The 23,081-nt window shown below is 64.4% G+C and carries 17 protein-coding genes and 1 pseudogene; 5 read left to right on the top strand and 13 right to left on the bottom strand.

The window, feature by feature from the left end:
- Position 1: 1 nt before the first annotated feature.
- Positions 2-925 carry an RNase adapter RapZ gene (rapZ, locus tag R2770_00445; GenBank protein MEZ5278915.1) on the bottom strand — a complete coding sequence of 308 codons (924 nt, stop codon included), beginning with the start codon at positions 923-925 and terminating at the stop codon, positions 2-4.
- Positions 922-1,659, bottom strand: coding sequence for a class I SAM-dependent methyltransferase (locus R2770_00440; GenBank protein MEZ5278914.1), 738 nt, complete (start codon positions 1,657-1,659; stop codon positions 922-924). The genes rapZ and R2770_00440 overlap by 4 nt, the downstream gene beginning before the upstream one ends.
- Positions 1,660-1,772: 113 nt before the next feature.
- Here R2770_00440 and R2770_00435 point away from each other — a divergent pair, with 113 nt between their 5' ends.
- Positions 1,773-3,410, top strand: a complete 1,638-nt coding sequence (locus R2770_00435; protein MEZ5278913.1) for a S1C family serine protease — start codon at positions 1,773-1,775, stop codon at positions 3,408-3,410.
- Positions 3,411-3,437: 27 nt separating this feature from the next.
- Here R2770_00435 and uvrC read toward each other — a convergent pair whose 3' ends face one another.
- The gene (uvrC, locus tag R2770_00430; GenBank protein MEZ5278912.1) at positions 3,438-5,297 is read right to left on the bottom strand and encodes an excinuclease ABC subunit UvrC; all 1,860 of its coding nucleotides are present in this window, start codon (positions 5,295-5,297) and stop codon (positions 3,438-3,440) included.
- A gap of 50 nt (positions 5,298-5,347) precedes the next feature.
- Here uvrC and R2770_00425 point away from each other — a divergent pair, with 50 nt between their 5' ends.
- Positions 5,348-6,037 carry a DNA alkylation repair protein gene (locus R2770_00425; GenBank protein ID MEZ5278911.1) on the top strand — a complete coding sequence of 230 codons (690 nt, stop codon included), beginning with the start codon at positions 5,348-5,350 and terminating at the stop codon, positions 6,035-6,037.
- A 25-nt stretch (positions 6,038-6,062) separates the two neighbouring features.
- On the opposite strand, the gene R2770_00420 is transcribed toward R2770_00425, so the two are convergent.
- The 6 genes from R2770_00420 to uvrB form a co-directional block, all read right to left on the bottom strand.
- Positions 6,063-6,551 (bottom strand): prepilin-type N-terminal cleavage/methylation domain-containing protein, encoded by a 489-nt coding sequence (locus R2770_00420; GenBank protein ID MEZ5278910.1) that lies wholly within the window; start codon positions 6,549-6,551, stop codon positions 6,063-6,065.
- Between the two features lie 67 nt (positions 6,552-6,618).
- Positions 6,619-9,468 carry an excinuclease ABC subunit UvrA gene (gene uvrA, locus R2770_00415; protein MEZ5278909.1) on the bottom strand — a complete coding sequence of 950 codons (2,850 nt, stop codon included), beginning with the start codon at positions 9,466-9,468 and terminating at the stop codon, positions 6,619-6,621.
- A gap of 62 nt (positions 9,469-9,530) precedes the next feature.
- Positions 9,531-10,055: an RDD family protein gene (locus tag R2770_00410; GenBank protein ID MEZ5278908.1), complete on the bottom strand. Its 525-nt coding sequence runs from the start codon at positions 10,053-10,055 to the stop codon at positions 9,531-9,533.
- Positions 10,056-10,067: 12 nt separating this feature from the next.
- A complete protein-coding gene (locus tag R2770_00405) occupies positions 10,068-10,529 on the bottom strand; it encodes an RDD family protein (GenBank protein ID MEZ5278907.1) in 462 nt (153 codons plus the stop codon).
- On the bottom strand, positions 10,526-11,014 hold the full coding sequence (locus tag R2770_00400) for an RDD family protein (GenBank protein ID MEZ5278906.1): 489 nt from the start codon (positions 11,012-11,014) through the stop codon (positions 10,526-10,528). The genes R2770_00405 and R2770_00400 overlap by 4 nt, the downstream gene beginning before the upstream one ends.
- A 67-nt stretch (positions 11,015-11,081) precedes the next feature.
- Positions 11,082-13,172 (bottom strand): excinuclease ABC subunit UvrB, encoded by a 2,091-nt coding sequence (gene uvrB, locus R2770_00395; protein ID MEZ5278905.1) that lies wholly within the window; start codon positions 13,170-13,172, stop codon positions 11,082-11,084.
- A gap of 280 nt (positions 13,173-13,452) precedes the next feature.
- Here uvrB and R2770_00390 point away from each other — a divergent pair, with 280 nt between their 5' ends.
- A complete protein-coding gene (locus tag R2770_00390) occupies positions 13,453-13,974 on the top strand; it encodes a hypothetical protein (protein MEZ5278904.1) in 522 nt (173 codons plus the stop codon).
- Positions 13,975-13,995: 21 nt separating this feature from the next.
- Here the strand turns inward: R2770_00390 and coaE are convergent, their stop codons facing one another.
- The 3 genes and pseudogenes from coaE to R2770_00375 form a co-directional block, all read right to left on the bottom strand.
- Positions 13,996-16,392 carry a dephospho-CoA kinase gene (coaE, locus tag R2770_00385; GenBank protein ID MEZ5278903.1) on the bottom strand — a complete coding sequence of 799 codons (2,397 nt, stop codon included), beginning with the start codon at positions 16,390-16,392 and terminating at the stop codon, positions 13,996-13,998.
- A gap of 6 nt (positions 16,393-16,398) precedes the next feature.
- Positions 16,399-16,872, bottom strand: a pseudogene (locus R2770_00380) (S1 RNA-binding domain-containing protein).
- A 51-nt stretch (positions 16,873-16,923) separates the two neighbouring features.
- Positions 16,924-17,808, bottom strand: coding sequence for a S1 RNA-binding domain-containing protein (locus tag R2770_00375; protein ID MEZ5278902.1), 885 nt, complete (start codon positions 17,806-17,808; stop codon positions 16,924-16,926).
- Positions 17,809-17,922: 114 nt separating this feature from the next.
- Between R2770_00375 and R2770_00370 the strand changes: the two genes are divergently transcribed.
- Positions 17,923-19,638 carry a DUF3048 domain-containing protein gene (locus tag R2770_00370; protein MEZ5278901.1) on the top strand — a complete coding sequence of 572 codons (1,716 nt, stop codon included), beginning with the start codon at positions 17,923-17,925 and terminating at the stop codon, positions 19,636-19,638.
- On the top strand, positions 19,635-20,396 hold the full coding sequence (locus R2770_00365) for a methyltransferase domain-containing protein (GenBank protein ID MEZ5278900.1): 762 nt from the start codon (positions 19,635-19,637) through the stop codon (positions 20,394-20,396). The genes R2770_00370 and R2770_00365 overlap by 4 nt, the downstream gene beginning before the upstream one ends.
- 5 nt (positions 20,397-20,401) lie before the next feature.
- Here R2770_00365 and polA read toward each other — a convergent pair whose 3' ends face one another.
- Positions 20,402-23,071, bottom strand: a complete 2,670-nt coding sequence (gene polA, locus R2770_00360) for a DNA polymerase I (GenBank protein MEZ5278899.1) — start codon at positions 23,069-23,071, stop codon at positions 20,402-20,404.
- Positions 23,072-23,081: the final 10 nt, after the last annotated feature.

Raw genomic sequence — 23,081 nt, 5'->3', positions numbered from 1 at the left:
TTCAATCTCCAGTTTTCTTGGTTGTAGATGGAGAACCCGAGCCACCACGATGAACATCGCGGTGTTGCACACTCAGACGGTAGCCCCTGGAACGCAGCCTGCGGGCCACCTCTTCGGCCAGCGCGACGCTGCGATGACGGCCGCCCGTACACCCCATCGCGATCGTGAGGTAGCTCTTGCCTTCGCGAGCGTACGACGGCAACAAGAGGTCGAGAAGCTCGTCGAGGCGGGCCAGGAAATCGACGGTGGTCGGCTGATCGAGGACGTAGCGGGCAACCGGTTCGTCCAGCCCGGTCAAAGGCCGCAGCTCCTCGATCCAGTGAGGGTTGGGCAGGAACCGGCAGTCGAACACCAGGTCGACATCGCGGGGCAGACCGTGCTTGTAGCCGAACGACGAGATCGTCGTCTTCATCAGCGGATCGGCGCCCGATTCGCCGAACAGCTCGACCACGCGTCGGCGCAGATCGTGGACGTTGGTGTCTGTGGTGTTGATGACGAGATCGGCCCGAGCCTTGACCTCCTCGAGCATCGAGATCTCACGGTCGATCGCCTCGACCAAGCCTTCGCCGTCGCGTCCCTGGGGATGCCGCCGACGGGTGTCTTCATAGCGCCGCACCAACACGTCGGGGCTGGCCTCGAGGTACAGCACCCGAACACGGGCGCCCATGTCGGTGAGTTCGGCGAGCGAGTCGAGAACCTCGTTGGCGTCGTGGGTGGTACCAACCACCATCGCAGTGCGCCTGGCCGAGCCACCAGGGCCCGCCAACTCGGCGACCTTGGGAATCAACGCCGGTGGAAGGTTGTCGATGACGAACCATCCGAGATCTTCGAGGGTGTTGGCGGCCTGCGAGCGACCGGCCCCGCTGAGTCCGGTGACTATCAGGAAGTCTGACGAAACGTCGGCGAGAGCGTCGGACGAACTCACGGCACCCACTTGAAGGCGTCGAACACCAACAGCCTGGGGATTGTGGCGGCAGCCTCGTAGGCCGATGCGCGCTCGAGGAAGCCAGGAGGTGGTGCCGGCTCGATCATGCCGGCGACGAGCAGCTGGTTCTCGGCCATCGCATTGACGTATCGGCTCAGCGGGCGGTGGATGAAGGGGATGAACACCCCCTGCTGCACCTCCTCGATCGTTTCGTCTTCGATCAGATAGTCGCCCACCCGCCAATACTGCTCGGGCGGGTCGATCATCTGATCGTCGATCCAGCCGCTGTTGGGCGTCTGAAGCAATGGGTGGTTGAGCATGAAGACGAAGCGACCACCGGGCTCTAGCACCCTGGCCACCTCGGCGATGGCGGCGTCGACATCGCTGATGTGCTCGAACACCAGGCAGGCCAGTACTGCGTCGAAGCTGGCGTCGGCAAACGGCAGCTGTGCCGCACCGTTGCGGACCACCACCGGCCCGCCACCGCGCTGGGCTGCGACCCTTATCTGCTCCCACGTGATGTCAGTAGCCACCACCTGGCTGCCCTGGGCCGCCGCGACGCGCGCCAACTGGCCCTCGCCGGCGCCGACGTCCAGAACCCGCTGAGCCCCTTTCAGCAGCTCGGCGGCAATGGGCACGATCTGCTCGGTGTACTCAGGATCGGCCCCATCGGTGAATCCGTCCTGCCACCAGGACGCATTCTTCTCCCACAAGTCGGGATCGTCGACGCTCATCTCCTCCAGGGTACGTCCCGGCATGGTGGCGCAACCAACGAACCACGATTCGCGGTCGACCCCGCCGAATTGAGTAGTTTGTTGGCCGCAGAGTGTGTGAGGAGGACCACCTGATGCGACGACTGACAATTTCCGTGGTGTTGGCCTTGGCAATGCTGGCCAGCGCTTGCGGCGGCGACAGCGATAGTGACGACAGCGGTGACTCGTCGGCCGGCCAGATCTCGACCACCACGGCGGCCGACTCTGGAACCGATGCCGGCGAGGACAACACCACCACAACCACCGAGGATTCGGGCGGGGGCGGTCTCGACGACATCGCCGACGTCCGCAACTCTGTGGTGCAGATCCAGGCCCAGGGCACGTTCGAGTTCTTCGAAGGAACCATGCGCAACGCCCAGAGCACGGGCAGTGGCTTCGTCATCAGCGAAGACGGCATCGTCGTCACCAACAACCACGTGGTAACCGGAGCCGCGACCTTGGCGGTGAAGTTCCCCGATGGCGACGACCCGATCAACGCCCAGATACTCGGAGTCAGCGAATGCTCTGATCTGGCCGTCATCCAGTTGGTCGGCGACGGCTACGCCCCGCTGACCTTCCGCGACGACGAGGTGCGAGCCGGCCTTCCCGTGTACTCGGCAGGCTTTCCGGCCTCCGACGACAACGACTTCGACAACCTCGACTTCACACTCACAGCAGGCATCGTCTCTTCGACCGAGGCCAAGGGCGAAACCAACTGGGCATCCGTCGACGGAGTGTTGCAGCACGACGCTCGTATTCTCGGCGGCAACTCGGGCGGACCGCTGGTGGACGAGCAGGGACGCGTCGTAGGCATCAACTACGCCGGCAGCGATCAGTTCGACACCAATTTCGCAATCGACGCAGACACCGCCCGTCCCATCATCGAACAGTTGGCCGCCGGCAACGACGTCGACTCGCTGGGTATCAACGGTGAGGCAGTGGTGTTCGACAGCGGATTCACAGGTATCTGGATCCGCAGCGTCAAGAGCGGCTCGCCAGCAGACCAGGCCGGTATCGAGCCGGGCGATCTGCTGCTGGAACTCGAGAACCTCATCATGGCCGCCGACGGCACCATGGCCGATTATTGCGACGTCCTGCGCACCCAGGGCGCCGATGCGACCATGGATGTCAGCGTCTACCGGCCCTCGCTCGACCTGGTACTCGAGGGCCAAATCAACGGCCTCCCGATCATCGTTCCGCTGATCACCGAAACGGTCATCGAAGAGACCGGCGGCCAGCCCACGAGCGGTGGCGATAACGGGGACGCTCTGGGCGTCAGCTACACCTACACGACGGCCACCGACGACAGCGGGCGGATCTCGGTGTCGGTGCCCGACACGTGGCAGGTCAACGGTGAGGAGAACCCGAACTTCGGGCCCAGCGTGTGGGCCTCACCCGATCTGCAGGGCTTCCTCGATTTCTGGGACGTTCCGGGCATCATCGTCGAGTCGGCCCCGAACAGGCCGGCATCGGACATACCGGTGCTGCTGCAGGAGCGTTCCGGCCTGAACGAGTTCTGTGAAGACCTCGGCCAGCAGGACTACGACGACGGCTTCTACGCCGGGGTGTTGCAGATCTACGGCAACTGCGGCGGCATCGGCACCTACTACGTGGTGCTGGCTGCGACTCCGCTCGACGGCGACTATCTGGTCCGTGTCGAGATCCAGGCCACCGAGCCTCGCGACCTGGAGGCGGGCGACGAAGCGCTGCGCACCTTCGTGGCCAACGCCTGACGCAGGATCACATCACGTATCGAGGAGTCAGCGCGGGGTGTGGATCTTGTCGTAGATCGCCTGCCCGACCTGGTCGGGTAACCAGCTGAGACCCTGCAGGGTCTCCAGCGACGCGGTCTTGACCTTCCCCACCCCGCCCAGCTCCTTGATCAGCCGCTTGCGGCGAACCTCTCCCAGACCCGGAATGTCGTCGAGTATCGACTTCGTCATGCGCTTCCCGCGCAGCTGACGGTGGTAGGTGATGGCGAAGCGGTGGCTCTCGTCACGCAACCGCTGCAACATGTACAGCGCCTCTGATTGGCGCGGGATGACGATCGGTTGGCTGCGGCCCGGAACAAAAACCTCTTCGAACTGCTTGGCCAGCGACGCGACCGGAATCTCGTCGCTGAGCCCCAGCTGATCCAGCACCTTCACCGCGGACGACAGCTGGCCCTTTCCACCATCGACCACCAGCAGCTGGGGTGGGTAGGCAAACTTCCCCTGCTCGTGAGCCGGCTTTTCGCGGTCGACCAGATAGTTGGTCAGCCGCCGTGTGAGGACCTCCTCCATTGCAGCGAAGTCGTCGTTGCCGCCGACGGTTTGGATCTTGAACCGGCGGTACTCGCGCTTGGCCGGCAGCCCGTCCTCGAACACCACCATCGACCCGACATAGTCGGTGCCTTGCAGGTGGCTCATGTCGTAGCACTCGATACGTAGAGGTGCGGCAGGCAGTGACAGGTAATCCTGAAGCTCGTTGAGCGCACGGGCCCTGGCGTTGTGATCGGACGAGCGGGTGAGCCGATGGCGCTTGAAGGTCTCCTTCGCGTTGTGGGTGACGGTGTCGTGCAACGCCCTCTTGTCGCCCCGCTGGGGGACACGCACCTCAACCCTTGACCCTCGACGAAACGCAAGCCACTCCTCGTAGACGTCGACCGATTCGGGGAGGTCGGGAACGAACACGGCCTTTGGCATGCCAAGCGGATTGTCTTCGTGGTACAGCCGCTCGAGGATCACCGCCACCATCTCGGGCCGATCGAGCTCCTCGACCTTGTCGACGACCATTCCCCGACGGCCGGCGACTCGACCCTTGCGCACGAAGAAGACCTGTACCGCAGCCTCCAGCTCGTCTTCGTCGATGCCTATGACATCGAAGTCCTCGCTCTTGGTGCCGGCGATCTGCTGTTTCTCGATGGCCTTACGGACCGAGTTGAGGCGGTCGCGATAGCGGGCCGCCAGCTCGAACTCGAGGGCGTCGGAAGCCGCCTGCATCGACGCCTCCAGCTCGGCCACCACCTCGTCGGTGTCGCCCTCGAGGAAGCGGATCAGATTGCGGACCATGGCGTCGTATTCGGCCTGCTCGACCTCGCCGACGCAGGGTCCCGCACACTTCTCGATGTGGAACAACAGGCAGGGCCGACCGGCCCGCTGGTGCCTCGCCAGCTTGTTGTCGCTGCAGGTGCGAATGGGAAAGGTCCGCAAGAGCAGGTCGAGCGTCTCGCGAATGGCGTAGGCGTGGCCGTACGGGCCGAAGTAGCGGTTGCCGCGCTTGCGTTTGCCGCGCATCACCATCGCCCGCGGCCAATCGTCCAGCAGGGTCACGGCCAGAAACGGATAACTCTTGTCGTCGCGCAACCGGACGTTGAACCGCGGCTGATGTTGCTGGATCAGCGAGTACTCGAGCATCAAGGCGTCTACCTCGGTCTCGACCTCTATCCACTCGACGCTGTGTGCGGTAGCCACCATCTGTGCGGTGCGGGTGGCCAGATTGCGGGGATCCTGGAAATAGCTGTTGAGCCTGTTGCGAAGGCTCTTGGCCTTGCCTACGTAGATGATGCGCCCGTCTGCGTCCTTGAACTGGTAGCTGCCTGGGGCATCGGGAATGGTGCCGGGTTCGGGTCTCAGGGCCACTACCCGAGCCTATGGGTTGGCGACCCTCTTCTATGGGAGGATCTTGGTCCGTGGACCACACGATCGAAGAGTTGAGACACTCGCTGTGCGAGGTCGCAGAACCGTCCATCGCACCCGACATGTCGCGCTACATGAGGGGCAGGTTCGAGTACCTGGGCGTCAAGGCACCAGCGCGGCGCGCGGCCGCCGGTGCGTGGATAAGTCAGGTCGGCAACGACCCCGACAAGGCGCGCCAAGCGGTGACCGAACTGTGGGCCCAGCCCGAGCGCGAGTTCCAGTACGTGGGTATCGACCTGGTGGCCCGCGTCGCCCGGCACCTGGATGCGCCAGACATCGACTGGTTGGCGGACCTCGTCGTGTCGAAGAGCTGGTGGGACACGGTCGATTCGCTGGCGGTGTCGATCGGTGCCGTGGCGCTTGAACACCCTCTGGCTTGGGAGGTCATCGAAGCGTGGTCGTTCGACACCGGGCTGATCGACACCAACACCGAGCCGTCGTTGTGGCTGGCCAGGTGTTCGATACTGCAACAACTCAAGTACCGCGACCGCACCGACGAAGACGTCCTGTTCGAGCGGTGCTCCAGGCGGGCCGCCGACACAGACTTCTTCATCCGAAAGGCCATCGGGTGGGCTCTGCGGCAATACGCCCGCACAGCACCCCAGTCGGTTTGGCTATACGTCGACCAGAACCGCGATGTGTTGTCGGCGCTGTCGGTTCGAGAGGCGACCAAACACCTCTGAGGCCGAGTCGGCCCAGCAGCGCTGATCAGCTTGCTCCTGGCCAACCATTCCAGTCGACGTTGGAGGTGTCGTCGGCCTGACACGACCCGTCCGCGGTCGAGACCCTGATGCCATAGGTGGTCTGGGCGACGCCGATGTCGTCGGAGATGTAGTAACAATCGCCGGCGTCCGACATGGCGGCCAGGCGGGCTCCGACGATCGGTCCACCCGGTGTTGGTGCGAAGGCGACCACTGATATCTCGGTCGGGTTCGTCGAGGGCGAGGTGCCAGCGACCCAATCGAGCGAAGGTTCGGCCTCGGCCAATACCGCCGGGCTGAGCGTCGTGTACGTGGCATCTTCGGTCGAAAGCACCCGAGCAGACGTCAGCCCGTTGCGCAGGTTCAACATGACCGCCCGGTCTTGGGCTCTGGCCGTGGCCGAGTTGTAAACCCCATAGGCCAGGGCCACCAGGACGGCGATCACACCTATGACCACCATCGTCTCGACCAAGCTGAAACCGCGCTCACCCCGCATCCACTTCACGCCTCGTCCATCGGCAACAGGCGAGACAGATTTGAGAACTAGGTCGACTTGGCCGAGGTCAGCCCTGCCGACCTCTTTCTAGCAGCGGGGCCAAGAACCGCCCTGTGTGGCTCTCGGCGATGGCGGCGACCTGCTCGGGGGTTCCCTCGGCCACGATGCTGCCACCGCCGCTGCCGCCTTCGGGCCCCAGGTCGATCAGCCAGTCTGCGGTCTTGATGACGTCGAGGTTGTGCTCGATGACGATGACCGAGTTGCCCTGGTCGACCAGGCGCGTCAGCACGGTTAGAAGTTTGGCGATGTCCTCGAAGTGAAGCCCGGTGGTGGGCTCGTCGAGGATGTATACGGTGTGCCCGGTTGAACGCTTCGACAGCTCGCTGGCCAGCTTGACGCGCTGGGCTTCGCCACCAGACAGGGTCGGTGCCGGCTGCCCCAGCCGCACATAACCCAAGCCGACATCGACGATCGTCTGCATGTGACGGGCGATCACAGGCTGGGCGGCGAAGAACTCGAGCGCCTCTTCACACGACAGGTTCAGCACCTCGGAGATCGTCTTGCCCTTGTAGCGGATCTCGAGGGTCTCGCGGTTGTAGCGAGCCCCCTTGCACACCTCGCACGGCACATAGACGTCTGGAAGGAAGTGCATCTCGATCTTGATGGTGCCGTCGCCCGCACACGCCTCGCAGCGCCCGCCCTTGACGTTGAACGAGAAGCGACCCGGCAGATAGCCGCGAACCCTGGCTTCCTGGGTCTTCGCGAACAGCTTGCGGATGTGGTCGAACACGCCCGTGTAGGTGGCCGGATTTGACCGCGGCGTGCGACCGATTGGCGATTGGTCGATGTCGATGATCTTGTCGACGTAGGCCAGGCCGTCGACGGTCTTGTGAAGACCGGGCACTTCCTTGCTGCGATAGATCTTCTGCATCAGCGACTTGTGCAGGATCTCGTTGACCAAGGTGCTCTTGCCAGAGCCCGACACGCCGGTGACAGCGACGAACAGACCCAGCGGGAACTCGACGTCGATGTTTCGAAGGTTGTTCTCGCGAGCGCCGCGCACCGTCAGGCGCTCGAGCGAAGGCGATCGTCTGTGCTGGGGAACCGGGATGCTGCGCTTTCCCGACAGGTACTGGCCCGTTATCGATCCGCGGCGCTTGAGCAGGCCCTTGACCGGACCCGAATAGACGATGTTGCCGCCGTGCTCGCCTGCACCCGGGCCGATGTCGACCACCCAGTCGGACTCGAGGATCGTGTCCTCGTCGTGTTCGACGACAAGAACCGTGTTGCCCAGGTCGCGCAGATGGATGAGCGTGTCGATGAGGCGCCGGTTGTCGCGCTGGTGCAAGCCGATGCTGGGCTCGTCGAGTACGTACAGCACCCCCTCCAGACCCGAGCCGATCTGGGATGCGAGGCGGATCCGCTGGGCCTCGCCACCGGCGAGCGTTGCCGCCGAGCGGTTCAGCGTCAGATAGTCGAGGCCCACATCGAGCAAGAAGTTGAGCCTGGCGCCGATCTCTTTCAAGATCGGGCCGGCGATGATCGCCTGCCGTTCGTCGAGGTCGAGGGCGGCGACGGCCTTGGCCGACTCGCCGATGGACATCGATGCGAGATCATCGATGTTGCGGCCGTTCACCTTGACCGCCAGCGAGACCTCGTTCAGCCGTGCACCACCACAGGTCGGGCACGGCACCTCGCGCATGTAGCCCTCGATGCGGTCGCGGCTCCAGTCGCTCTCGGTGTCGGAGTGGCGTCGCTGGAGGAACGGGATGACGCCCTCGTAGGCGGTGCTGTAACTGCGCTGACGGCCGTAGCGGTTCTTGTAGCGCACGGTGAGCTTCTTGTTGCCAGGGGCGCCGTGCAACAGCATCTTTTGTTGCTTGCCCGTCAGCGACGCCCACGGCGCGTACGGGTCGATGTCGAACTCCTCGCACACCGCTGCGAGAAGACGGTCGAAGTACTTGCTGGAGGCTCCGGCCCATGGAGCGATCGCTCCCTCGCCCACCCCGATGTCTGGATTGGGCACGACCAGTTCTGGGTCGACCTCGAACCTGGTACCCAGGCCGTCGCAGGCACCACACGCGCCGTAGGGCGAGTTGAACGAGAAGTTTCGAGGCGCCAGTTCGTCGAACGATCGCCCGGTAGATGGCGAGTAGAGGTGCTGGCTGAACTCGAGGATCTCGGGCTCGCCCTCGCGTGGAACAACCTCGATCCACGCATGCCCTTCGGCCAGGCCCAGGGCGGCCTCGAGCGACTCGGTCAGCCTCTGCTCGACGCCTTCGCGCAACACCAGCCGGTCGACGATGACCTCGATGGAGTGATTGAAGTATCGGTCGAGGCGAATCTCCTCGGACCCCAGCTCGACCACCTCACCATCGATGCGCGCCCTGGCGTAGCCCTGCGACGCCAGGTCGTGAAGCAGGGTGTGGTATTCGCCCTTGCGGTGGCGCACGACAGGGGCCAGCACCTGGAAACGGGTGCCTTCGCCCAGCGCCAGGATGCGGTCGACGATCTGTTGGGTCGTCTGACGCTCGACGATCTCGCCCGTATCGGGGTCGTGCTGCACCCCGATGCGGGCGAACAACAGTCGCAGGTAATCCCAGATCTCGGTGATGGTTCCGACGGTCGAGCGAGGATTGCGGCTGGCGGTCTTTTGATCGATCGAGATCGCCGGTGACAGACCCTCGAGAAAGTCGACGTCCGGCTTGTCCATCTGGCCCAGGAACTGGCGGGCATAGGCCGACAACGATTCGACATATCGGCGCTGACCCTCGGCATAGATCGTGTCGAAGGCCAGCGAACTCTTGCCGCTGCCGGACAGACCGGTGAAGGTGATGAGCCGGTCACGAGGCAGCTCGAGATCGACGTCTTTGAGGTTGTGTTCGCGCGCCCCGCGAATTACGAGCTTGTCACCCACGGCGGGTCACTCTATCTGGTCCCAGGGACAGCGCCCGAGGTCGGTTGGCGGGCCGGGGCCGCCTAGGCCCGGATGACGATGGTGCCTGCGGCCTTGTCGTACCAGGTCTGGTTCCGGGCATCCCAAAGTGGCCACAGATATAGCAACAGGCTCAGGAGGAAGCCGACAAATGCGCCACCCGCTCCGGCAGCGCTGACGAGGTTGAAACCCATACCAAATGCGAACTCGGCCCCGTAGCGACCCCACGCCTTGCCCCACCCCAGTCCACCCTGGGGCGAGTTGGCATCGACCACCCGAATACCAGTGGCCATCTTGCCCACGGTCTGGCCGTTGTTGTTGACGAGCATGCCGGTCTCGTACAACGCCGCTCCGACGATCACGACGAAGATGCCGAATATCACCGCCCCGGCCTCTCCGCCGATGGCGGCGAGGCCGAAGATGACGGCCACCCCAACCGCGGCTATCAGCAGCGCGTCGAGAATGAACGCTCCGGCACGGCGCCACCAGCCCGCCAGGTTGAACACTGCAGGCTGATGCGAGAAGACCGGTCCGCCGAAGGACGGTGGTGGTGGAGGAAGGTCGGCCACGCTTCTGCTCTGTCAGGTCTTGACGACGACGGTCGAACAGATCTTGTCGTGGAAGGTCTGGTTCTTGTCATCCCACAGCGGCCACAGGAACCCGAGATAGCAGGGCAAAGCCGACAAGATCGTTGCGAAATATCGCCCGGTTGCCAACCCGTAGCCGATGGGAGCGTTGCTGCCGTCGCGGACGATTCGGATACCCAACACCATCTTGCCCACGGTCTGGCCAGAGCGGCCCACCAGCAAGATGCTGTACAACGCCCCACCCACGATCGATACCAGATAGGCGAACGCCAAGAAGCCAGCGCTGTCCGACGCGGTACCGACGGCGACGAGGATTTGGGTCGGCACGCCTACGATGAGTCCGTCCAAGAGCACCGCACCGACGCGACGCCACCAGCCCGAGAGCTCGAAGTAGCCGGCCTGCTCGCCAAAGACCTGACCGCCAAAAGACGGCGGGGGTGGTGGAAGATCCGTCATTGTTGCTCCTCTCGAGGTTCGACCACGACGATGGTACGCGCCGCCTTGTCATGCAATGTCTGATTGCGCTCGTCACGCAAGGGCCACAGATAGTCGGCCAACACCCACGCGATGGCGAAGAACCCCAGCAGCAGGGTCATGATCTGGAACACCAGGTACTTGACCACCCAACGAACCGCGGCGGTGGAATAGGAGATAGCACCACCGTCTTCGCCGACCACACGAAGGCTCCACATCCTCTTGCCCACCGTCTGGCCGCTGTTGCCCTCCTGCAGGATGAAGTACAACGCGGAGACGATGACTCCCCCAGCGATGACCGCCCCGGTGCCGACGGAGCGAGCGGGCACTCCGACGATGAAGCTGACGACACCGAAGATGACCAGATCTGCAACGAAGGCGCCGGCGCGAAGAGGCCACTCGGCAAGCGTCGCCGGGCCCGGTGAGGATTGGCCCCAGTTCGGCGGCGGGGGTGGGAGATCGCTCACGTTCGGGATCCTCGAGGCTGCTGGGCAAAGGGCGGCCGGTCGACCGAAGGTGAGGGTAGTCGACGGGTCAGCCGGCGTCGCGCAGCTCGCGTTTGAGGTCCTTGATCTCGTCGCGAAGACGAGCCGCATACTCGAACCGAAGGTCGGCGGCGGCCTCGGCCATCTCGGCCTCGAGGGTCTGGATCAGTCTTGCCAGCTCGTCTGTGGGCAACTCGGCGAGGTCCCGTTTGGCCCGATCGGCCCGCTTGGTTGCGAGTGCCTCGGGCACCGGAGCGCCCTGATCGGGCCCGCGCAGTACCGCCAGAATGTCGCTGACCGCCTTGCGGACCGTCTGTGGCTCGATACCGTGCTCGGCGTTGTATGCCTGCTGCAGGCCACGTCGCCGATTGGTCTCGGAGATGGCCCGCTGCATCGAGTCGGTGACCCGGTCCGCGTACATGACGACCTGCCCATCGACGTTTCGTGCCGCTCTGCCGATCATCTGGATGAGCGAGGTCTCGGACCTGAGGAAACCCTCCTTGTCAGCATCGAGGATGGCCACCAGCGATACTTCGGGCAGGTCGAGGCCCTCTCGCAGCAGGTTGATGCCGACCAAAACGTCGAATTCGCCCAGCCGCAGGTCGCGGAGAATCTCGATGCGCTCGATGGTGTCGATCTCACTGTGTAGGTACCTGACCCTGACGCCCAACTCGAGCAGGTAGTCGGTGAGGTCCTCGGCCATCTTCTTGGTGAGCGTGGTCACCAGGATGCGCCCGCCGGCGGCAACCCGCTGGTTGATCTGCTCGATCAGATCGTCGATCTGACCCTTGGTCGGCTTGACGATGACCTCGGGGTCGACCAAGCCGGTGGGTCGCACGATTTGTTCGACCACACGCTCGCTCATCTGGAGTTCGTAGTCGCCCGGCGTCGCAGACAAGAAGATGCACTGGTTGAGCCGGGTGAGCACCTCCTCGAAACGAAGCGGGCGATTGTCACGGGCCGAGGGCAGACGAAAGCCGTGGTCTACCAGGGTGTCTTTGCGCGAGCGGTCGCCCGCGAACTGACCGTGCAACTGGGGCACGGCCACGTGGCTTTCGTCGATGACGAGCAGGAAATCGTCGGGAAAGAAGTCGAGCAGGGTGAAGGGTGGCTCGTCGTAGGACCGGCCGTCGAGGTGCATGGAGTAGTTCTCGATGCCGTTGCAGTACCCGACCTCTTGCATCATCTCGAGGTCGTACTCGGTGCGCATCCGCAGGCGCTGCGCCTCGAGGAGCCTGCCCTCGGCCTCGAAATACTGGAGCCGATCACGAAGCTCGACCTCGATACCCGCAACGGCAGCTGCAAGGCGATCCTCTGAGGTCGTGTAGTGGGTGGCCGGAAAAACAGTGAGCTCGGTCAGTTCGCCCAAGCGCTCGCCAGTGAGGGTGTCTACCTTGGTGATGCGTTCGATGTCGTCGCCGAACAGCTCGATGCGCACCGCGAACTCTTCGTAGGCCGGGTGAAGCTCGATCGTGTCACCGCGAACCCTGAACTTGCCGCGCACCAGGTTCATGTCGTTGCGCTCGTACTGCATGTCGACCAGTTGACGAAGGATCTCGCGCTGGTCCATCTGGGCGCCGAGACGTAGGTACAGCATGTTGCGCCGGTACTGGTCGGGCGACCCGAGACCATAGATAGCCGACACCGATGCCACGACGATGACGTCGCGGCGGGTCAACAGGGCCGCTGTTGCCGAGTGCCGGAGCCGGTCGATCTCGTCGTTGACCGACGAGTCCTTCTCTATGTAGGTGTCGCTCGAGGGCATGTAAGCCTCGGGCTGGTAGTAGTCGTAGTAGCTGACGAAGTACTCGACGCGGTTCTCGGGGAAGAACTCCTTGAACTCGTTGGCGAGCTGAGCGGCGAGCGACTTGTTGGGAGCCAGAACCAGCGTTGGTCGTTGTACCTGTTCGATAGTCCAAGCGATGGTGGCACTCTTGCCAGAGCCGGTGATGCCCAACAGGGTCTGGAAACGCTCGCCGGCCTCGACGCCCTCGGCCAGAGAAGCGATGGCGGTGGGTTGGTCACCGGCCGGAGCGAAATCGGACACGACCTTGAACGGCGGTGAATGACCGTCCTCGGTATGCAGCGGTGCTTCGCTGGGTTGAAAACCGGTTGGGCTGGGTGAAGCGACATCGACCACGCAGTCAGCATATGCAGGGGGTGGGACAGTGCTGGTTCTGCTAGTTCGCGACACCTGCAGTGTCGCTCATACGCACGGCTGGTTCTGCCAGCCCGCGACACCTGCAGTGTCGCTCATACGCACGGCTGGTTCTGCCAGCGCGCTAAGAACCCGGTCAGACCTATCGCGGAAGATATTTCTGTCGATTCTGGCTTCATGGGATGACCTGGGCCCCAGTTCTGGTTATCCTCCCGCCTGTCATCCACTGACCGACAGATCAGACCTCCAGGAAACGACTGAAATGGCCGACGACATCGATCCAGACGACATCGACGACGATCTCGATCTCGATGACGACGCCGACCTGGACGCCGAAGACGATCTCGACGACGACCTCGAGCTAGACGACGACCTCGGCGCCGAGACGAGCGACGACGACGAAGACGAGGACGAAGAGGACGAGGCGCCGCCCAAGAAGCGCAGCGCGTCCGACGACGACGACGATGACGAAGAGGATGAAGACGTCGAGGCCGACCTCGACGCCATCTTGAAAGAACGCCTCGCCGCCGACGACGAAGACGAAGACGAGGACGAAGACGAAGACGTGGTGGTCGTCACCACACGCTCCAAAGCCAAGAAGAAGAGCAGCGACGACGACGACGATGACGAACCCGAAGGCCGTGCCCCAGACGAGCACATCTGCAATCTGTGCTTCCTGTTGGTGCGCGAAAGCCAGCTGGGACCCAAAGGCAACCGCAGCTGTCCCAGCGGCGAACTCGAGTCAGACTGCCCGGCCATAGCCTTCTTCGACGCCAACCGCTAGCCCCAAGCTGGGGCGCCAGTCTCAGGCCAGGCGGCCTGCGGTGCGAGCGGCCTCGAGGGCCAGGTCGAGCTGTTGTTCGACAATGGCCAGCCCGCCGTGCCAGAACTGCGGGTCGGTCAGATCACAATCGACCTTGCGGCCCAACTCCTCGGGCGGCAACGAGCCACCGGCCGACAGCATCGACAGGTACGAGCTCACGAACTCGGGCCCCCGCTCGAGATAGCGGTTGTAGACCGACAGCGCCAACAGCTGCCCATATGCGTACGCGTAGACGTAGCCGGGAGTCGCGATGAAGTGGGGAACATAGCTCCACCAGTCGCGATAGCCGTCGGTGATGGTCACCGAGTCGCCCAGCATGTCGGCCTGGGTTTGTGCCCACAGCTCGCCGAAGCGCTCGACCGACAACTCGCCCGCCTGACGCCTGTCGGTGTGAACAGCGTGCTCGAAACGGTTCATCGCAGTCTGGCGGAACACCGTTGCGATCGACCCTTCGATGCTCTCGGCCAGCAGCGCCAGACGTTCGGCCGGATCGGTGGTGCGCTCGAGAACCCGATTGAACGTAACCGTCTCGCCGAACACCGAGGCGGTCTCGGCCAGCGTCAGTGGCGTCTGGAAGTGGAACAGGCCCTGACCGCGGCTGAGATAGGCGTGGCAGCCGTGGCCGAGTTCGTGGGCCAGGGTCATGACATCGCGCGACCGGCCCGTCCAGTTCAAGAACACGTAGGGATGGTGCGACGGCACCGTGTACGAGCAGAAGGCGCCGGGACGCTTGGATGGGCGAACCGGACCGTCGATCCACTTCTCGTCGATGAATCGCCTGGCTATAGAAGCGAGTTCGGGCGAGAACGACCCATAGGCATCCAGCACCAACTCGGTGGCCTCGGCCCAGCCGACCTCGGCCTCGGCATCGGCCACAGAGGCCATGCGGTCGTAGTCGTGCAGTTCGATGCCCAGCATCTCGGACTTGGCCCGATACCAGCGCTGCGGGATGTCATAGCGAGAGACGACCGCTTCGACGAGGGCCTCGACCGACTGGTCGGTGGCCTCGTTGGCCAGGTTGCGGCTGGAGACCCAGGACGGATACGAGCGCAGCCGGTCGTCGGTGGCCTTGTCGGCCAACAACGTGTTGAAGATGAAGGCGCGGGTCGACAGTGTGGGCCGAAGTCCGGCCGACACCGCATCGGCCACCGCCTTGCGAACCTGGGCGTCGGGTGACGTGAGCTGCGCCAAAGCCTGCATCAGCGCAACCGGCTGTTCCTCGCCCACGGAAACCGTGATCTCGGATGCGAGCTGGCTGAACAGCCGCGACCACGCCGAAGAACCGGTGACCGACTTTTCGGTCAGCAGGGCTTCTTCGGGCTCGGACAACAGATGCTGGCGGTAGCGCCTGAGCGAGCGCAGATAGTGCGCACAGAATTCGAGCCCGTCGCCGGCCAACAACCGCTCTACCATGTCGTCTTCGAGTGCCGCCCATTCGAGTTCTACGAACAACATCTGGGTGGCAAGTCGTGCGCTTCGCTCCTGCACCGACTGCATGAGGGCACCGTCTGTGGTGTCGACCGAGAACCGCAACTGCGCGTAGCTGCCCGCGCGGTACACCGCCTCTTCGATGGCCTCTACCTGGTGCATCAACCGGGCCAGTTCGGCCGAATCGATGGTGTTCAGCCGGCCCTTCCACGACTGGAGCTCGGCTACCCCCGCCTCGGCATCGGCCAACCACGCATCGACCGATTCGGCCGCGGACAATCCGTCGCGCACGACCAGATCGTCGATCTGCCATGCGACGTCGGATGCCGCCAGGTCTCGTTCATCCTTCAATCTCTGCATCCAATCCCAGGCAGCATCTATCTGAGAGTCCAGCGAAGCCAGATCACCGCCGTTGTCGACGACAAAATCGGCCATCTCCAGGCGAGCCTCGCGGCTGGCCTGGTTTGCGATGCGAGCGCGGGCGTCGGCCTCGTCGAACCCGCGATGCTGGACCAGGCGGCCGACCGCCACATCGACCGGGCAGTCGACCACCAACACACCGGCCATGTCGTACCGGGGCTTGCCACCCTTGTCGCGGCCTTCGGCCAGCAGCGGCACATCGAGAATCACTATGTCGCCGGCGCCGGCAGAGGTGATCTGGCGGTTCATTTCCTTGCCGACCAGCGGGTGAACGATCTCGTTCAGCGCCTTCAGCTGATCGGCATCGTTGAACACGATTGCGGCCACGGCAGCCCGATCGATGCGCCCGTCGTCGGCCAGGATCGTCTGCCCGAAATGGGCGACCATGGCCTCGTACGCGGCCTGACCGGGCTCTTGCAGCTGGCGGGTTATGGCGTCGGCGTCAACAACGACAGCGCCGCGCTCTGAGAGCGCGGCGCTGACCGTCGATTTGCCACTGCCGATACCGCCCGTGAGGCCGATGACCGGCATGGATTTTCAGTCCTCGGCGGGCTCGTCGTCGCCGAGCACGCCAGCCGGGTCGTCGCCCGCGCCGTACTCTGCAACCGCCTGCCGGTAGGCCTCTTCGCCGTACTGCTCGTAGTACTCGCGCCAGGCCTGGCGGGCTTCCTCGGTGTAGTCGACGACACCGTCGTCGTTGGTGGTGAGGGTGCCGTCGCCGATGTAGTTGCCGTCGGCGTCGTACATGTCTTCGCCGAAGGCTTCCTGGTACTCGGCAGCGACCACACCACCCTCGGCAGCCTGCTTGATCGACAGGCTGATGCGGCGACGCTGCAGGTCGAGATCGATGATCTTGACCCAGAGCTCTTCGCCGGGGGTGACGACCTGCTCGGGCAGGTCGACGTGATGTGCCGACATCTCCGAGATGTGGACCAGACCCTCGATGCCTTCGCCCACCTGGACGAACGAGCCGAAGGGCACCAGCTTGGTGACACGGCCATAGACGAGCTCGCCAACACGGTGACCCGAAGCGAACTCCTGCCACGGATCTTGCTGGGTGGCCTAGAGCGACAGGCTGATGCGCTCGCGGTCGCGGTCGACCTCGAGCACCTCGACCATGACCTCGTCGCCCACGGCAACGACCGAACCGGGGTGGTCGACGTGCTTCCAGGACAGCTCGGACACGTGGATGAGGCCGTCCATGCCGCCCAGGTCGACGAAGGCGCCGAAGCTGACGACCGACGACACGACGCCGGGGCGGCGCTCGCCGGGCTTGAGGTTGTCGAGGAACTCTTCGCGCTGTTCCTTCTGGGTTTCCTCGAGCCAGGCACGGCGCGACAGAACGACGTTGTTGCGGTTCTTGTCGAGCTCGATGATCTTGGCTTCGAGATCCATACCCACGTAGGGCTGCAGGTCGCGGACACGGCGCAGCTCGACAAGCGAGGCGGGAAGGAAGCCGCGCAGGCCGATGTCGACGATGAGACCGCCCTTGACGACCTCGATGACGGGGCCCTTGACGACGCCGTCGGCTTCCTTGATCTCCTCGATCTTGCCCCAGGCGCGCTCGTACTGGGCGCGCTTCTTGGACAGGACCAAGCGACCCTCGGAGTCTTCCTTTTGAAGGACGAGAGCCTCGATCTGATCACCGATGGCGACAACCTCGGAAGGGTTGACGTCGTTGCGGATGCTCAGCTCACGCGACGGGATGACGCCTTCGGACTTGAAACCGATGTCGAGCAGGACCTCGTCCCGGTCGACCTTTACGACGGTGCCGTTGACGATGTCACCGTCTTCGAACTCGACGATCGTGCCGTTGATGGCATCTTCGAATGACATACCGCCGAGGTCGTCCTCGACGATTGTGCGGGGGATGTAGTCGCCGGCCTCGGTAAATGTTCCGAACTCGTCGGACATGGGCTCAGCGGTGGGGTTGGTGGTATCGGACAACGTTTACTACTTGATTGGCGTGCAGGGACATGGCGGCGCGCGGAGCGCCGTGACAAGGCTACACCTGGACGCGACCGAATATGCGAGCGCCGGCGTGTTCTACCCTCGACACGCATGAGACAGATCCCGGTCCTACTCATCGCGTTCGCCGTTTCCCTTGTTTCGGTCGGGGTCGTCGGCGCCGACGAGCAGGCCGTCGACCTGAACGCCGACGTGCACGCGCTGGGTGTCGCGTTCCACGGCGACACGGCTGCGATCACGCCGGCAAGCCCGCTGCGCTCGATTGCAGCCACACCAGACGGCGGTGGCTATTGGCTGGCCGCTGCCGACGGCGGCGTCTTCGCATACGGAAACGCCGGGTTCCACGGGTCGCTGGGTGACATTGCACTCAACCAGCCCATCGTCGGCATGGCGGCCACGCCGACCGGTAACGGATACTGGATGGTCGCCTCCGACGGAGGCGTATTCGCGTTCGGCGACGCCGGCTTCTTCGGCTCGCTTGGCGATCTGGTACTGAACGAACCCATCGTCGGCATGGCCGCACACCCGTCGGGCAACGGCTACTGGCTGGTCGCCTCCGACGGAGGCGTTTTTGCGTTCGGCGCCTCGGCCTTCCTGGGTTCGATGGGTGCGATCACCTTGAAAGAACCGGTGGTGGGCATGGCCGCACACCCGTCGGGCAACGGCTACTGGCTGGTCGCCTCTGACGGGGGGATATTCGCGTTCGGTGCCCCATTCCTGGGCAGCACCGGCGCAATGACCCTCGATCAGCCCGTGGTGGACATGGCTGCCACGCCCTCTGGCAACGGCTATTGGATGGCGGCGGCCGACGGGGGCATCTTCTCGTTCGGTGACGCTGGTTTCCACGGCTCGGCGGCCACGAGGCAGCGCACGGAGCCCGTAGTCGGTATGGCCGCCGCCCCGGATGGTTCCGGCTATTGGATGGTGCGGGGGGCCGGGCCGGCATGGCCGCTGACCGGGCTGCCCACCGATTCGGTCGATCCTCGACCGGCTCTGGCGGTGAAGATCGACAACCATTCGGCGGCCAGAGGACAGTGGGGGGTGAACCAGGCCGACATCGTCTTCGAGGAGATGGTCGAAGGTGGAATCACCCGATTCGTCGCTGTGTTCCACAGCACAGACCCCGGGCTGGTGGGGCCCATCCGCTCGGCGCGCGAGACCGACCTCGGCCTGCTGCCGATGCTCGGCGACAGCTTGTTGGCGTTCAGCGGCGGCAACAGATACGTGCGCTCGATAGTTGCCGACGCCCCTCAGGTGCAGGGCATCTGGCCCGACAACGCCCACGGTTCTGCCTACTTCCGAACGTCGAGACGATCGGACCCTCACGACCTGCTGGCTCGCACCGCGAGCTTCTGGTCGTTCGCCGAACCGACTCGCACCGCACCAGGGCATGTGTTCGACTACCGGCCCGAGGTGCTGGCCACGGCACAGGGAACCGACACGACGCCGGTCACGCTCGAGTTCGGAGCCCAGACCGTGTCGTGGCATTGGGAGGCCGATCGGTACGTCCGCTCCCATTCGAACTCGGCACACCTCGACTCGGACCTGGTTCGGGTGTCGGCTCCTAACGTCGTGATACTCGAGACGCCCTACTCGATCAGCGGCGCCACCGGGTCGCCGGTGGCCGACGCTGTCGGATCGGGCCGCGGGTTGGCCATGGTCGACGGCTTCACCCTGAACATCACCTGGAGCCGCAGCTCGGTCGGTGAGACCTTCGACCTGCGCGACGACGACGGCTCGCCATTGTTGTTGGCGCCGGGGCGTACGTGGGTCGAGTTGGTGCCGACCGGACAGGCGCCTTTCGGGTGAGCGAACACCACTGGTTCGAGGGGCTGGCCGACCACCTGGGTTCTGCCTATCTGAGGTACTCGTTCACCAAGGGCACACAACGCGAAACGGCCTTCCTCGTCGACGTGTTGGGGCTCGAGGCGGGCATGCGGGTGCTCGATGTCGGCTGCGGGCCGGGGCGCCACGCCCATGCGCTGGCTCAGCTCGACATCGAGGTCGTGGGGGTCGACATCAGTCAGACCTTCGTCGACCTGGCCAGCGGTGCCGGAACGCGTGGCTGCAGTTTCGTCAGGGGCGATGCCCGGGCTCTTACGTTCGACGGCGAGTTCGATGCGGCCTACGCCATGTGCCAGGGCGCGTTCGGGTTGCAGGCCGGACCCGCAGCCCCGACAGACCGGGTCGGGTTGGGCGGCGACCGCGACGTCCTGTCAGGCATGACCCGAGCTGTGCGCCCCGGTGGCCGAGTCGGGGTGGCGGCGTTCTCGGCCTACTTCCAGGTGAGGCATCTGGAAGGCGGCACCGATGGCACCTTCGACGCCTATCGGGGTGTACATCACGAGGTGACGACGGTGCACGACCCCGACGGCACGGGTCGAGAGGTCGACCTGTGGACCACATGTTTCACGCCCAGAGAACTGGTGTTGTTGGCCGAATCGGTTGGCCTCGAACCGATCGACATATGGTCCGTTTGTTCTGGCGAGAGATACGAACGAACCGACCCGACCATCGACGAGCCCGAGTTCTTCCTGGTCGCCGGGCGACCACCTGCCAACTCGTAGGCAGTTCAGGACTTGGCGGCGGCCCACGTATCGCCCACCGAGACGTTGACCTCGAGCGGCACCCTCAGCTGGGCAGCGTCTCGCATCGTGTCGACGGTGAGCGCCATCGCTGCCTCGAGTTCGGCGGGCGGCACCTCCAGAATCACCTCGTCGTGGACCTGCAGCACCAGGCGTGACTCGAGGCCGGCCTCGGACAGAGCCTCGTCGAGGCGAACGAGCGCGACCTTGAAGATGTCGGCAGCCAGCCCCTGGATGGGGGCGTTCATGGCTTGACGCTCGGCGGCACTTCTGACCTGGCGGTTGGGCGAGTTGAGCTCGGGTATGAGGCGCCGGCGGCCGAACTCGGTCTCGGTGTAGCCACGGTCACGTGCGTCGGCGACGACCGTGTCCATGAACGACCGCACATTCGGGAAGGCCGCGAAATAGGCGTCGAGGATCTCGGAGGCCTCACTGCGCTCGATGCCCAAGCGCTGAGCCAGACCGAATGCCTCCATGCCGTATGCGAGCCCGTAGCTGACCATCTTGGCCTTCGACCTCTGCTCGATGGTGACCGACCCAGGGTCGACCGAGAACACCGAAGAAGCCGTGGCCGTGTGGATGTCTTGCCCAGACTCGAAGGCGCCGATGAGCCCGGGATCTTGTGCCAGGTGGGCGATCACTCGCAGCTCGATCTGGTTGTAGTCGGCAACCAGCATCTTCAGACCGGCCGAGGGAACGAACGCCCTGCGAAACTCGCGGCCCTGCTCGGTGCGAACCGGGATGTTGTGCAGGTTGGGATCTTCGGACGAAAGCCGCCCGGTGCGCGCCACCGTCTGGTTGAACGTGGCGTGGATGCGCGAGTCGGGGCCCACCACGTCGAGCAGCCCCTGGCCGTAGGTGCTGCGTAGCTTCTCGACCTCGCGATAGTCGAGGAGGTGGGCCACGATCGGGTGCTGGTCGCGGATCTTCTCGAGCGAGGCCGCATCGGTGGAAAAGCCGGTCTTGGTCTTCTTCTGCGGGGTCAGGCCGAGCTCGTCGAAGAGCACCTCGCGAAGCTGCTTGGTCGAGTTGACGTTGAACTCGTGCCCGGCATCCTCGACGATGGCCGCCTCTAGCCGATCACACTCGGCTACGAGGTGATCGCGCAGGCGCGTCAACTCGGCGACATCGACGCCGATTCCCAGCTCTTCCATTCGGGCAAGCACCCGAACCAGGGGCCGTTCCAGATCGTCGTACAGGTCGCGGGTGGCCCGCTGCTTCATGATGTCGTCGAGCACAGGCGCCAACCGATCGACCGCGAGGGCGCGCCTGGCCGCATCCAGTGCAGGGTCTGAGGCCTCGTCGCCGAACGACAGCTGCCCCGAAGGCGTCGACGCGTCGCCGGCCAACTCGAGATGTGCGTATCGCAACAACAGCTCTTCGAGGCCGTAGCGGCTGTCGGCCGGGTCGATCAGGTACGCCGCCAACTCGGTGTCGACGTCGAGCCGGGTCGTGTCGATGCCCCTGGCCATCAGGTTGCGCATCAACGGCTTGATGTGGTGAGCGTTGATTGGCACTCCCCCGTCGCCGAGCACAGATGCCAGCGCGGAAGAGACGGCCTGATCGTCGAGGAGTTCGACCGGCAGGAACACACACTGGGCCTGCTCGCTGTCTTGGACCAGGGCGACGCCGACCAGCCGGCGATCTTCCCAGCATGCGTCTATTGCCACCGGTCGACGGGCGGCCCTGATGCGCTCGAGCGCGCCGACGGCGTCGGCGACATCGGCCAGCACGTCGACCTCGGCCTCGAGCACTCCCCCGCCGGCCTCCGATGTGGGAAGACGCCCATCGAGAACCTCGTTGAGCCGCTCGTAGAGACTGCGGAATTCGAGAAACTCGAACAAGCGCTGGATCTCGTCTACGTCGACCTCGTCCCATCGCACGGTGGTGGGGTCGAGTTCGATCGGGGCGTCTCGCCGCAGCACCATGGCGTCGAAGTTCGACCGGGCCTTCTGCTCGTTCTCGATCAGGTTCTGGCGCAGCTTGGGTGTCTGATCGTCGGCGTGTTCGAAGATGCCGTCGAGGCCCCCGTACTGGTTGATGAGCTTGGCGGCGGTCTTTTCGCCAACGCCGGGCACGCCCGGCAGATTGTCGGAGTTGTCGCCCCTGAGAGCCGCGTACTGCGGGTACAAGGCCGGGCGCACACCAGTGCGCTCCTCGATTCCGGCTTCGTCGTACATCGCATAGTCCGAGACGCCGCGCCGGTTGTACAACACCTTGATGTGGGGGTCTTCGACCAGCTGATAGCTGTCGCGATCGCCGGTGACCAACACCGCGTCGTCGCCGTTGTCGCGCAAACGCGTGGCCAGCGTGGCCAAGACGTCGTCGGCCTCGAAGCCCGGCACCTCGACCACTGGAATCTGCATGGCATCGATGACCTCGCGCACCAGACCGAACTGGGGTCTGAGCAGCTCGTGAGTCTCGCTGCGGTTGGCCTTGTACGTCGGAATCATCTCGTGACGAAACGTCGGTTCGGGGCGATCGAATGCGACTATCACGCCATCTGGTTGGTGGTCGCGGATGACGTTGATGAGCATCGACGTGAAACCGAACACGGCGTTGGTTACCTGGCCAGAGGCGGTCATCAGGTCGGTGGGCAGCGCGTTGAACGCCCTGTGGGTCAGGGAGTGGCCGTCTAGGAGCAGGATCTTCGCCATCGGCATGCAC

The sequence above is a fragment of the Acidimicrobiales bacterium genome, assembly GCA_041394185.1.
In the GTDB taxonomy this organism is placed as follows: domain Bacteria; phylum Actinomycetota; class Acidimicrobiia; order Acidimicrobiales; family Poriferisodalaceae; genus JAAETH01.
Note: the sequence above shows the minus strand (reverse complement) of the source record. Positions and strands in the feature narration are given on the sequence as shown.